This is a genomic window from Marinifilum flexuosum, from assembly GCF_003610555.1.
Taxonomy (GTDB): Bacteria; Bacteroidota; Bacteroidia; order Bacteroidales; family Marinifilaceae; genus Marinifilum; species Marinifilum flexuosum.
Genome location: NZ_RAPQ01000008.1, coordinates 684,903 through 697,501, shown reverse-complemented (window position 1 = coordinate 697,501; position 12,599 = coordinate 684,903). Strand labels below are relative to the sequence as shown.

Here is a 12,599-nt window from a genome sequence, read left to right as displayed (position 1 = left end):
AAGAAATAAACAGGCATTCACAAGAAACAGATTATCAGCTTAAAGAAATAGGCAGGCATTCACATGAAACAGATTATCAGTTTCGAGAAGTAGGCTTCCTATACCTAGAAATAGACTCCCAACTTTAAGAAATGGAGTTCACTGCTCAATCGGTTGACTTTCGGTCATAAGAAATTGACTTCAAGTTCTAATCTATAGACTTCTACCTTCAAGATATAGATCTTTAACTTCAAGAAATAACATTCCAGGTTTAATTATTAGACTTTCGACTTCGAGAAATGGACTTTGAGAAGATATCAACGCACTCTCAAATTATTGCAATAGGCTTCATGTTCCAATCAGTGCCCTTTCAGATCCATTCATTACACTTTCACCTCCAAGAAATAGACTTTGAGATGAAATCAATACACTTTCTATTCTAAGAAATGGACTTGTTATTTTTATCAATAGATGATATCTTACAAAACTTATTAATTAAGATAGAAAAGATCGAAGCTAGTTTTATATATAAGCCCTTTAATCTCTGAATAAAACCACTACATTATCGCTATGATAAAAACATTTTTTAATCAGCAGACTCAAATTCTGGAAACAACATATTCTGAAAAAGTAAGTTTAAATGAAATTGTTGAATACATAAACGAAACCAAGTGTAATCCGAATTACCCAAGAGCACTAAAGATCCTGACTAACTGTATTGATTCTGAAATGACTTTTGGCCCCAATGATATTCCTAAAATTGTTGAAGCCAATAATCAATCACTGGAGAAATACGACAGCATTACAGATGCACTTATCGTAAACAATCCGAACGAAACAGCACTTATCATTTTCTTTCAAATGCTTTCTGAAAATAAAAAATACAAAGTAGGTGCCTTCTCAACCGAAGAAGCGGCATTGAATTGGCTTCAAAATATTAACTCTTAATCTTTAGCAATATCAATGGACAAAGTTGAAGAATACATATACAATTTTGAAGGAGAGCAACGAGAAATTCTCTTGCAGCTTCATAACCTGATGTTGTCTTTTCCTCATGTTGTTGCCAAGTACCGATACAAAGTTCCGTTTTATTACCGAAAAGCCTGGATTTGTTACTTACTTCCCAATAAGGATGGAACAGTAGACCTATCTTTTACCAGAGCTCTTGAGTTTGCCGACGAAAACAAACTGCTCGACTTCAGAGATCGAAAAATGGTTGGGAGTATCTGCCTTTCCAGGCTCAACGATATCAATCAAGATGTAATGCTTCTCATTCAGGAAGCCCTTTTAATTGATGATACTATACCGTATACTAAAAAATGGTTCGGTAGAGACAAGAAGTAACTATTCAGTAAAATCCAAAATATCCCCAGGCTTACATTCCAATTCTCGACAAATTGCCTCAAGCGTAGAAAAACGAATGGCCTTAGCCTTCCCACTCTTAAGAATCGATAGATTAGCCACAGTAATACCTATACGCTCTGCAAGCTCCTTCGAACTCATTTTGCGTTTGGCAAGCATTACATCCAAGTTTGTTATTATTGGCATATCTATTCTTTTAAATGGTTAATTCACTTTCTTCTTTTAGCTTTATTCCAGCTTTGTAGACTTCTGCGATTACGAAAATAATTAAAATTGGAAATAGGTGCGATAAATCTGATAAATCAGGACCATATGAAACCGCTTTACCTCCTATGGATAATTCATCAATAAATAACCATGCAATACATATTGATTCAACAAAACCGTAAACATGAAACCCCAAAGAAATAAAACCAATTCTCTTTATTTTAGTATAATTTTCAAGATCGAAAAATTGCACTTCTTTAATACTTTGTGATAAAGATTTAAATATTTCACTCAATAATTTAAATACCCAAGCTACACAGCCATAAGTAATCAATGAACTTATAATATCTAACACTCTATACCAAATCGAATTAACACTTAAACTTATTTCATTGACATTTAAACTAGCATTATTACTAAACTCTCCATCATTCCATATTTCATAAGAAACTGGTAATTTGATATGGGTGCTTAAACTATAGTTTAAAATATCCGAACCTGTAGAGTGATTTATAAGCGGACTAATAATTGTTCCTATAATTATTCCAGCAAAAGCCACAACACTTAAAGAGTACATAGTTTTAAATACCCAGCTCAAACTATTTATTATTCCTTTTTTCATAAATTGATATTTAAAATGATTAACATGGACACAAACCTAAATAATTATTTTTGTTTTTCAATTCTTTTTTATCGTTTTTCAATAATTTCATTCTCTTTTTCAATAATGTTAATTTCTAAACCCCCCATAAAATCTACCAACCTAGCGCTTTATTATTCCTCAATAATTATATGTAATTTCGCCTCAAATTTCTGAAGCTAACTGAAAGAAAGCTTTGAATAAGCCAAAATATGTGACGAGTTCAAGGCCAAAGAAAATTTTAACCCAGAGCAACCTATTGGTTGTGAGGATTTAAATTTGCGATAATGAAGAAATCGTTCATAGTTTGGGATTTTTAATTAGATTTTACAGAATTGAAAACACTTATTCAAAGCTTTCTGAAAATGAACAAACAATCTCTTATGGTATATGCCAGTATTGTATTGGCAATGCTTTTTTGGAGTTTCTCTTTTGTATGGGTAAAAATTGTTTACTTGGTTTACAATCCAATGACAACAGTTTTGTTACGCCTAATTATTTCATCTGCACTTTTATTTCTTATTGGTAAAAGCCTGAAACGAATTCAAGGCATTCGTAAAGAAGACAGAATGCACTTGATATTATTGGCATTTTTTGAGCCATTTCTTTATTTTTTAGGCGAAAGTCTCGGGTTAAAGTTAGTATCATCAACTTTGGGAGCGGTAATCATTTCAACCATTCCATTGTTTTCGCCAATTGCAGCTTATTTCTTTCACAAAGAAAAGGTAAGTCCTAAAATTGTGTTGGGAATTTTGTTTTCGGTAGTGGGTGTAGGTGTTATCATTTTCAATAAACAATTCGATTTGGTAGCTTCCCCTCTGGGAATTGCATTAATGTTTGTGGCTGTAGGCGCTGCTGTAGGTTATTCAATTGTATTAAAAGGCTTGGCTTCAAAATACAATCCGCTTACGCTGATTTCCTATCAAAACTTAATAGGCATCGCTTTCTTTTTACCCTTGTTCCTAAGCTTTGAATTGAATCATTTCTTAAATGCAAAACCAACAAGCGAAGTTTGGATTGCTTTGATTGAATTGGCTGTGTTTGCTTCATCATTGGCATTTATATTTTTTACCTATGGATTAAAACATTTAGGCATTAACAAATCCAATATTTTTATCAATGTCATTCCAGTGTTTACTGCAATCTTTGCATTTTTTGTACTGAACGAAACACTTACATTTCAAAAAATGCTTGGGATTTCAATTGTAATATCAGGCTTGTTCTTATCGCAGGCCAAACTAAAATTCTCAAAAGTTAAGAAGTAATTTCATGAGCAAAATAAAGATCGATTTAGAGCAGTTGAAGGTAAAAGCCAAGAACACCGAGAGCGATACCAAAGAGTTTTTTGCCAAACTAAAAAAGAAGAAACCAAAACAATTGGATACCATTGTACATGATCTTCACGATGAAGTTTTTGAAGAATTGGATTGTCTTGAATGTGCAAATTGTTGCAAAAGCATTAGCCCAATCATTATCGACAAAGACATTGAACGTTTGGCCAAACATTTGCGAATGAAACCATCAGAAGTAATTGATCAATATCTGGAAATGGACAATGACAACGACTATGTATTTCGTGAAACGCCTTGCCCATTCCTTATGCCCGATAATTATTGCATGGTATACGAGAGTCGCCCAAGAGCTTGTCGTGAATATCCACATACCGATAGAAAACGCTTTTATCAGATCCTAAATTTAACTTTGAAAAACACACATTACTGCCCGGCAGTTTACGAGGTAACCGATCGATTGAAAAAGAAAAAAGATCAATTGTAAACTTTATTATTATAAATTTCAATTCGGATTTATATCTTTAGATTTCCTAATATTAAACATGAACAGATCTCTTGTCATATACCTAATTCTATTACTTTCCAGTCTTCAGGCATACAGTCAGTCGGCAGGAGAGAATATTTATGAATTCCTAAACTTGGGAAGTTCCGCGCATGTTGCAGCTTTAGGTGGAGATCAAGTTGCTTTGGGAAATGTAGATGCCGATTATGCCTTTTACAATCCAGCAGCTTTACATCCTGAATTAGATCAGTCTATCAATTTGAACTATGTAAGTTACTTGGCCGATATCAATTACGGATATGCTTCATACACCAAAACCTATAAAAACATTGGTACGTTCTCGCTAGGAATGCACTACGTAAATTACGGCAAGTTTACCGAGGCCAGCGAGCTTGGCGATATCACGGGTAAGTTTAAAGCTTCAGACTATGCGCTTTTTATTAGTTACGGAAAACAGATAAACGAAAACTTAAGTGTGGGGCTAACACTAAAACCCATTTACTCCTCTTTAGAAAAATACAATTCTTTTGGTTTGGCTACCGATTTAGCCATTATTTACGATAGTTCCGATAAACTTTTTAGAGCATCATTGGTGGCAAAAAATTTTGGATATCAGGTAAAGCCATATTATGGTTCACATCGCGAAGATTTGCCTAATGAAATTCTTATTGGAATGAGTACCAAACTGCAACACGCCCCTTTCCGATTTGCCCTTACCTATCGTCATTTGGAAAAATTCAATCAATCTTATCAATCCGATTTGGATAAAGTTGATGATACTTTTTCAAACCAATCATCGGAAGATGGATTTGTTGACAAAGCATTAAAACATTTAATTCTTGGTGCAGAATTTCTTCCAACAAAAAATTTCGCAATACGTTTGGGTTATAACTTTCAGCGCCGCGATGAATTGGCCGTAGAAGAAAAAAAATCGACCGTAGGTTTCACCTGGGGTTTTGGCTTCAAAGTTTCTCGATTTCGTATCAACTTTGCTTCGGCAAAATATCATCTTGCTGGATCAAGCAATCATTTTTCTGTTAGTACGAGACTTAGCGACTTTAATTTCAGATAAAACCATTCTTAGGGAAGCTGCATTGCAATCGTTTACAGACGACTAGGCTACATTTTTAGATCACGAATCCTATTTTTGATCGATTTTCTTACTACTTTTGTACGCAATTGCACAAATTTTTCCAGCAATACTAAAGAATGAATATATCTGATAAGAAATTAATTATAGCTATCGACGGACACTCATCGTGTGGTAAAAGCACCGTAGCCAAAGATTTAGCAAAAAAAATAAATTACACTTATATCGACAGTGGAGCAATGTATCGAGTGGTAACTCTTTTTGCAATGCGAAACGCGCTTATAAATGACGATAAGGTAGACGAGAACAAACTAAGTCATTTAATCGATCAAGTTTCTATATCATTTCAATACAATGACGAAAAACAACGTCATGAAACTTATTTAAATGGTGAATTGGTTGAAGACGAAATTCGTTCTCTAGCTGTATCAAACAACGTAAGCTTGATTGCAAAAATTAAGTTTGTTCGTGAAAAAATGGTTGCTTTTCAACGTGAATTGAGCAAAGAAGGTGGCGTAATAATGGATGGAAGAGACATTGGAACGGTTGTATTTCCAAATGCCGAATTAAAAATATTCATGACCGCCGATGTTGAAGTAAGAGCAATCCGTCGCTATAAAGAACTTAAGGATAAAGGCGAAGAGATATCATTGGATGATATTCGTGAAAATGTGAAGAAGAGAGACTTTATCGATGAAAATAGAGATGAAAGTCCGTTGCGCAAAGCTAACGACGCTATCGTTCTTAACAATAGCAAGCTTAGCAAAGAAGAACAATTGGATTGGATTGTTGAAAGAATGAACGAAGTCGTTTAATTATCTTTAAGAGAGAAAAAATGAAGATTGAAATCGATCCTAATGCTGGTTTTTGTTTTGGCGTAGTAAATGCCATAAACAAAGCTGAAGAAAACTTAAGTAAAGATGGGCAACTGTATTGTATTGGCGATATCGTTCATAACAGCATTGAGGTTAACCGTTTAAATGATTTAGGATTACAAACAATCGAACATGATGAGTTCAAAGGAATAAAGGAAAGGAAAGTACTGTTTCGCGCACATGGGGAACCACCTTCATCTTATCGTATTGCAAAAAAGAATAAGATTGAAATCGTTGATGCCACTTGCCCGGTAGTATTAAACCTTCAAAAAAGAATTAAAAAGTCATTCCGCGAACTTAAAAAGGTAAATGGCCAAATTCTCATTTACGGAAAAAAAGGTCATGCCGAAGTAAATGGTTTGGTAGGTCAAACCAGTGGTAAGGCAATTGTTATTGAAACAGCAAAAGACCTAAAATCGGTTAATCCGGATTTACCAGCAGAATTGTTCTCGCAAACAACCAAAACTCTGGATGGGTTTAATTTGCTTCGTGAAGAATTACAAAAAATAATGAAGGCTCCATTTAAAGCACATGACACAGTATGTCGTAAAGTTGCAAACCGAGTGCCTTTAATTAAAGAGTTCGCGCAAAAACATGATGTAATTGTTTTCGTAAGCGGAAAGAAAAGTTCTAATGGAAAATTACTATTCGATGTTTGCAAAGGCATAAATCGAAATAGCTATTTCATATCAGAACCACAAGATATTGATGTTAGTTGGTTTGCCAATGCAAAATCGGTTGGTATTAGTGGGGCAACATCCACTCCTGGTTGGTTAATGAACGAAATTACTGAGAAAATCAAACTTGAAAATAAAATAAATATTAGTATGTCAAGAATTAAGAAAATTGGTGTACTTACATCAGGAGGTGATGCTCCAGGTATGAACGCGGCAATTAGAGCTGTTGTTCGCACTGCAATCTTCAACAAACTTGAAATTGTAGGTATCAAACAAGGTTATGAAGGCCTTATTAATGGTGATTTTAAGAAAATGAAATCTCACGATGTAAGTAACATCCTGCAAAAAGGAGGTACTATACTTCGTTCGGCAAGAAGCGACGAGTTTAGAACCGTGGAGGGAAGACAGAAAGCTTATCAGCAAATGCTTGATAACAAAATCGATGCTTTAGTAGTAATCGGTGGTGATGGTACTTTTTCGGGAGCTCGTATCTTTACACAAGAGCACGATATTCCGGTTGTAGGTATCCCTGGAACCATTGATAACGACTTGTATGGTACCGATTATACTATTGGGTACGATACTGCGATCAATACAGTAATCGATGCTGTTGATAAAATTCGTGATACTGCGAGCGCTCACAACCGTTTATTCTTTATTGAAGTAATGGGACGTGATGCTGGTTTTATCGCTTTGCGTAGTGGTATTGCAACTGGTGCTGAAGCTATTTTGATACCTGAGAAAGAAACTCACGCGAAAGAATTGCAAGCTTACCTTGAAAAAGGTTATAAAGAACACAAATCAAGTGGTATTGTAATTGTTGCCGAAGGTGATAAATCGGGTGGTGCATATACGATTGCAAAAGAAATTGAAAAAGAACATCCTGAATATGACATTCGTGTATCAGTACTTGGTCACATGCAGCGTGGTGGTTCTCCATCAGCATTCGACCGTGTAACTGCTTCTACATTGGGTGTTGCTGCCGTTGATGCATTGTTGGATGATCAAAAAAGTATCATGGTAGGAATGGTTCATGGTGATGTTACTCATGTTCCTTTCAACAAAACCATTAAGAACAAAAAGAAAGTTAAGGATACATACTTACGTATCAACGAAATCCTTTCTATCTAAAACCAATTGTTATACAAAATGAAGCTTTAGCGAGTTTTGTATCTACAATTGTTAATGCCGATAGACTTTTATAGGAGAATATTGAGAGAATCGAAAATAATCGACATTATAAAAGCCAATCGGTATAATTAAAATTTGCGACAGCTTTTGTTCAAGTTATATTTCTTCTGATTGAGATTCCTGCCTTGGGATTTCAATCAGAACTAATAACTTTGGGGAAAATGCCTCAAAAATGAACAATAACTCAAATTTCGCAGATATTATACTGCCACTTCCATTGGCCGGTGTTTACACTTATTCTATTCCGGAAGAGTTTAAAGACCAAATGGCCATTGGGAAAAGGGTGGTTGTTCCGTTAGGCACAAAAAAACTGTACACAGGCATTGTACAAGCACTTCACAATAATGCCCCTACCGATTACAAGGTAAAAAACATACTATCCTGTTTGGATGACTTTCCGGTAATTAATCGTTTTCAATTAAAATTTTGGGATTGGATATCGCAATACTATCAATCAGTATTGGGTGATGTATACAAGGCTGCCATACCATCGGGTTTAAAATTGGAGAGCCAAACAAAAATTATCCTTAACGATGAATTTGTTGCTGATATAACTCTAAGTAAAACTGAAGATCAAATCCTAAACATTTTAAGCAAGTCGAAAGATGTAAGTATTGCCAGCTTAAATCAGGCTACAGGATTAAAAAATACACTTCCACAAATTAAGTCATTACTAGACAAAGGTGCTGTGGTGGTTGAAGAGCACATTTCATCGGGATACAAAGAGAAAAAACAAGAATTTGTTAGTCTGCATTCAAATTTCACAGAGGAAGAAATTGGTGAAATATTAAATCGATTGAAGCGTGCAAAAAAACAACAAGAATTACTTTACTCTTATCTAAATCTTTCCAAGCATTATTTTGAGGAGAAACCAGAGAAAGTTAGCAGCAATGAACTTTTAAAATCTGTTGATTGTTCAAGAGCAATCTTAAAATCGTTGGTAGATAAGAATATTTTAAAGTTTTACTTCGAAAAATTAGACCGATTAGATCATAGTTCAATCAATACAACAGGATTAAAGGAATTAAATCCACATCAAGAGATTGCAATAAATGAGATTCAAGAAAACTTCGAACACAAAAATTGCGTGCTTTTGCATGGTGTAACCTCTAGTGGTAAAACAGAAATCTATATTCATTTAATAGAAGAACAATTAAAACTTGGGAAACAAGTTCTTTACTTACTTCCCGAAATTGCATTAACCACTCAAATTATTAACCGTTTGAAATCGGTTTTTGGCAATAAAGTTGGTGTTTACCATTCAAAATTCAACGATTCAGAACGAGTTGAAATCTATAACAATATTCTGAAATCTGATTCTCATAAAGCTTACCAGGTAATCCTTGGTGTTCGCTCTTCTGTTTTTCTTCCTTTCAATAATTTAGGATTAATTATTATTGATGAAGAACATGAAAACACCTACAAACAATTTGATCCCTCTCCAAGATATCATGCAAGAGATGCAGCTTTATACCTGGCCAATTTACATGGAGCAAAAACCCTTTTGGGAACAGCAACTCCTGCCTTAGAAAGTTATTACAATGCACAAACAGGCAAATACGGTTTGGTGGAATTATTCAAAAGACACCAGGAAATTGAAATGCCTGAAGTTATTGTTGCTGATATTAAAGAAGCTCGCAGGAGGAAAATGATGAAATCGATATTTTCTCCCGAATTAATGTCACATATGACTGAAAGTTTGGAGAACAAAGAACAAATTATCCTATTTCAAAACAGAAGAGGATATGCTCCTTATTTGGAATGCAAATCGTGCGGATGGGTTCCTCACTGTCCAAATTGTTCGGTTAGCCTTACCTATCATCGCCATACCAACCTACTGGTATGCCATTATTGTGGTCATGGCATGACACCTCCAAACAATTGTGAACATTGCGGCTCATCTGGTATGGAAGATCGAGGATTCGGAACTGAAAAAATTGAAGAAGAACTTCTCTCCTACTTTCCTGAAGCTAAAGTTGGCAGAATGGATTTGGATACAACCAGAAAGAAAAATGCTTACGAGAAACTAATATATCAATTCGAAAAACATGAATTGGATATTTTGGTTGGAACACAAATGGTTTCGAAAGGTTTGGATTTTGATAATGTTGGCTTAGTTGGAATTTTAAATGCCGATTCTATGCTTAATTATCCAGATTTTAGAGCTTACGAAAGAAGTTTTCAAATGATGGCACAAGTATCAGGTCGTGCGGGTAGAAAAAAGAAAAGAGGCAAGGTATTAATTCAAACCTATACCCCTGAACATGAAATCATTAAAAACGTAGTTAAAAATGACTATTTTGAGATGTATTCATCACAAATTGCAGAACGTAAAGAATATATCTATCCTCCATTTTATCGCTTAATCAACATTAGTTTGAAGCACAAGAATCAACGCCTGGTTAACGAAGCTGCCAATTATTTTGCAAACTCACTTCGCAAAATTTTTGGGATTAGAGTTTTTGGACCTCAATCTCCAGTTATAAATCGAATTCAAAATTCATTTATCGTGAATATTCTTTTAAAAATTGAAAAGAAAAGTTCGCCTGCAAAGGCTAAATGGATTCTAAATCAGCAAGCAAATTTCCTGAAGGAGATTGAAAAATTTAAAAGCATACAAATCAATTTTGATGTTGATCCGATGTAAGCTAAAATGAAATAAGTGTTAAAAAAACCTAAGGATTTCCTGCAATCTTTACCAACAAACGAATTTGTTTATCTTTGCTTAAATAATCTCGAAAATCGAATTATTGTGAACAAAACTGAACTTGAAGAAACTTTTGATAGTTTTTCCGATTATAATGTGCTAATTATTGGTGATGTAATGGTTGATGCCTATGTTTGGGGCAAAGTTGATCGAATCTCACCAGAAGCTCCCGTACCAATTGTTTCATGCGTTAATCGCGAAAGCCGACTGGGCGGTGCAGCCAATGTTGCTCTTAATATCAAGTCTATGGGAGCAAATCCTATCCTTTGCTCTGTAATAGGTAACGATGAGAAAGGAGAAGAATTCTTAAATCTTCTTAATGATATTCAAGAAGAACAGTCGGGAATTATTGTAAGCAATCATCGAAGAACAACAGTTAAAACTAGATTTATTAGCGATAATCAACACATTATTCGTGTAGATGAAGAAGATACTCACGAATTAGCTGATGAGATTGAAGCTGAATTTATTCATCATATTAAAAACTTGATAGATAAACACGAAATTCATGCTGTAATTTTCGAAGATTACGATAAAGGTGTTATCACCAAAAAATTAATTGATAAAATTACGAAGTTTGCCAACGATAATAATATTCCTATTCTTGTCGATCCTAAAAAACGTCACTATTCAGATTATAAAAACGTAGCCTTATTCAAACCTAACTTCAAAGAGTTTGTTGAAGGATCAAATCTTAACCTTGAAAAAGGTAATATAGAAGGATTATTTAGTGAAGCTAAAAAGTTCCAGAATAAAATGAATATTAACAAGTTGCTGATAACTCTTTCAGAACTTGGTGTTTTTATCAGCAATGAAGATACTTTCGAACACATTCCGGCAGTGGTACGTGAAATTGCAGATGTTTCGGGTGCTGGTGATACTGTAATTAGTGTTGCAACACTTTGTTTAACGGCAGGTTTGAATGCGAAAGAGATTGCTGCAATATCGAATTTAGCGGGTGGAATTGTATGTGAAATTCCTGTAGTTGTACCAATCAAAAAAGAACAATTACTTAAAGAAAGCATTAAATTATTCGCAAAAGTTTAAAATCATTTAAACTCTCATTTTCGATTATGAAAACAATTGATATTAAAGAAGTTGATTTCAGAACGTTTTTCTTAAATCACACAAGTAATATGTTGATAATTTAATGGTTTCTGTTGGTATTTTAGAATGACTCAAAATTTTAAATGTCGCTTAAAATTGTATCTTTGGAACTACATCAAAAAAATTAATTTAAATCCTTGTAATTAGAATTGTTTATGGCTAAAATTATTGCTCTGGCGAACCAAAAAGGAGGGGTTGGGAAAACCACTACGGCTATCAACCTGGCTTCGAGCCTTGCCGTTTTGGAATATAAGGTACTGATTATTGATGCTGATCCACAGGCTAATTCAACATCAGGAATAGGTTATGATGTTCGTTCTATCGAAAATAGCATTTATGAATGTATAGTTGACGGAATTAATCCGAAAGACGCAGTTCTTACAAGTGATATTGAAGGCTTTGATATTATTCCTTCTCACATTGATTTGGTTGGTGCTGAAATTGAAATGCTCAACCTATCAAATCGTGAAAAAATACTTTCGAATGTATTAAAAAAGGTAAGTCCTGATTATGATTTTATTTTGATCGACTGTTCTCCATCATTAGGTTTAATAACTGTCAATGCACTTACGGCAGCTGACTCAGTTATCATACCTGTGCAGTGTGAATATTTTGCATTGGAAGGTCTTGGTAAACTTTTAAACACAATTAAAATCATTCAATCCCGTTTAAATACCGAATTGGAAATTGAAGGTTTCCTTTTAACCATGTACGATAGCCGCTTAAGACTATCAAACCAAGTAGTTAGCGAAGTTCGAAAACATTTCCAGGATATGGTATTTGAAACCATTATTCAACGAAATACCAAACTTGGAGAAGCTCCAAGTTACGGAAAACCTGCAATTCTTTACGATGCAGACTCGGCAGGTGCAATTAATTACTTAAATTTGGCTCGCGAATTGTTGCAGAACAACAACATGACCAAAATGAGTAATAAAGAAAAGATTATCAGCGAATAATATAATATTGA

General features: G+C 34.4%; 12 protein-coding genes. 10 read left to right on the top strand and 2 right to left on the bottom strand.

The window, feature by feature from the left end:
- Window positions 1–549: 549 nt before the first annotated feature.
- Both BXY64_RS02960 and BXY64_RS02955 read left to right on the top strand, forming a co-directional pair.
- Window positions 550–927, top strand: a complete 378-nt coding sequence (locus BXY64_RS02960; RefSeq protein WP_120238473.1) for a hypothetical protein — start codon at window positions 550–552, stop codon at window positions 925–927.
- Window positions 928–942: 15 nt separating this feature from the next.
- Window positions 943–1,323: a DUF1801 domain-containing protein gene (locus BXY64_RS02955; protein WP_120238472.1), complete on the top strand. Its 381-nt coding sequence runs from the start codon at window positions 943–945 to the stop codon at window positions 1,321–1,323.
- Here BXY64_RS02955 and BXY64_RS02950 read toward each other — a convergent pair whose 3' ends face one another.
- Entirely contained in the window at window positions 1,324–1,527 is a 204-nt protein-coding gene (locus tag BXY64_RS02950; protein WP_110361114.1) for a helix-turn-helix domain-containing protein, read from the bottom strand.
- A gap of 10 nt (window positions 1,528–1,537) precedes the next feature.
- Window positions 1,538–2,170 (bottom strand): DUF2975 domain-containing protein, encoded by a 633-nt coding sequence (locus tag BXY64_RS02945; RefSeq protein ID WP_120238471.1) that lies wholly within the window; start codon window positions 2,168–2,170, stop codon window positions 1,538–1,540.
- Window positions 2,171–2,553: 383 nt separating this feature from the next.
- On the opposite strand from BXY64_RS02945, the gene BXY64_RS02940 reads away from it, so the two are divergent.
- The 8 genes from BXY64_RS02940 (at window position 2,554) to BXY64_RS02905 (ending at window position 12,588) form a co-directional block, all read left to right on the top strand.
- The gene (locus tag BXY64_RS02940) at window positions 2,554–3,453 is read left to right on the top strand and encodes a DMT family transporter (RefSeq protein WP_120238470.1); all 900 of its coding nucleotides are present in this window, start codon (window positions 2,554–2,556) and stop codon (window positions 3,451–3,453) included.
- Between the two features lie 4 nt (window positions 3,454–3,457).
- Window positions 3,458–3,964, top strand: coding sequence for a YkgJ family cysteine cluster protein (locus BXY64_RS02935; protein ID WP_245996578.1), 507 nt, complete (start codon window positions 3,458–3,460; stop codon window positions 3,962–3,964).
- A 58-nt stretch (window positions 3,965–4,022) separates the two neighbouring features.
- Window positions 4,023–5,054, top strand: coding sequence for a type IX secretion system protein PorQ (gene porQ / locus BXY64_RS02930; protein WP_120238469.1), 1,032 nt, complete (start codon window positions 4,023–4,025; stop codon window positions 5,052–5,054).
- Window positions 5,055–5,191: 137 nt separating this feature from the next.
- Complete coding sequence (cmk, locus tag BXY64_RS02925) at window positions 5,192–5,887, top strand: (d)CMP kinase (protein ID WP_120238468.1); 696 nt, start codon at window positions 5,192–5,194, stop codon at window positions 5,885–5,887.
- 20 nt (window positions 5,888–5,907) lie between these two features.
- On the top strand, window positions 5,908–7,755 hold the full coding sequence (gene pfkA / locus BXY64_RS21585; protein ID WP_120238467.1) for a 6-phosphofructokinase: 1,848 nt from the start codon (window positions 5,908–5,910) through the stop codon (window positions 7,753–7,755).
- Between the two features lie 232 nt (window positions 7,756–7,987).
- Entirely contained in the window at window positions 7,988–10,462 is a 2,475-nt protein-coding gene (gene priA, locus BXY64_RS02915; RefSeq protein ID WP_120238466.1) for a replication restart helicase PriA, read from the top strand.
- Between the two features lie 105 nt (window positions 10,463–10,567).
- Window positions 10,568–11,569: a bifunctional heptose 7-phosphate kinase/heptose 1-phosphate adenyltransferase gene (locus tag BXY64_RS02910; RefSeq protein WP_211334396.1), complete on the top strand. Its 1,002-nt coding sequence runs from the start codon at window positions 10,568–10,570 to the stop codon at window positions 11,567–11,569.
- Between the two features lie 215 nt (window positions 11,570–11,784).
- A complete protein-coding gene (locus BXY64_RS02905) occupies window positions 11,785–12,588 on the top strand; it encodes a ParA family protein (protein WP_120238465.1) in 804 nt (267 codons plus the stop codon).
- Window positions 12,589–12,599 lie beyond the last annotated feature (11 nt).

Excerpts from the sequence above, each read along its gene's own strand:
- priA (WP_120238466.1), top strand. The coding sequence starts at position 7,988 with ATGAACAATAACTCAAATTTCGCAGATATTATACTGCCACTTCCATTG.
- BXY64_RS02960 (WP_120238473.1), top strand. The coding sequence starts at position 550 with ATGATAAAAACATTTTTTAATCAGCAGACTCAAATTCTGGAAACAACA.
- pfkA (WP_120238467.1), top strand. The coding sequence starts at position 5,908 with ATGAAGATTGAAATCGATCCTAATGCTGGTTTTTGTTTTGGCGTAGTA.
- BXY64_RS02935 (WP_245996578.1), top strand. The coding sequence starts at position 3,458 with ATGAGCAAAATAAAGATCGATTTAGAGCAGTTGAAGGTAAAAGCCAAG.
- BXY64_RS02905 (WP_120238465.1), top strand. The coding sequence starts at position 11,785 with ATGGCTAAAATTATTGCTCTGGCGAACCAAAAAGGAGGGGTTGGGAAA.
- BXY64_RS02940 (WP_120238470.1), top strand. The coding sequence starts at position 2,554 with ATGAACAAACAATCTCTTATGGTATATGCCAGTATTGTATTGGCAATG.
- BXY64_RS02950 (WP_110361114.1), bottom strand. The coding sequence starts at position 1,527 with ATGCCAATAATAACAAACTTGGATGTAATGCTTGCCAAACGCAAAATG.
- porQ (WP_120238469.1), top strand. The coding sequence starts at position 4,023 with ATGAACAGATCTCTTGTCATATACCTAATTCTATTACTTTCCAGTCTT.
- BXY64_RS02945 (WP_120238471.1), bottom strand. The coding sequence starts at position 2,170 with ATGAAAAAAGGAATAATAAATAGTTTGAGCTGGGTATTTAAAACTATG.
- cmk (WP_120238468.1), top strand. The coding sequence starts at position 5,192 with ATGAATATATCTGATAAGAAATTAATTATAGCTATCGACGGACACTCA.
- BXY64_RS02955 (WP_120238472.1), top strand. The coding sequence starts at position 943 with ATGGACAAAGTTGAAGAATACATATACAATTTTGAAGGAGAGCAACGA.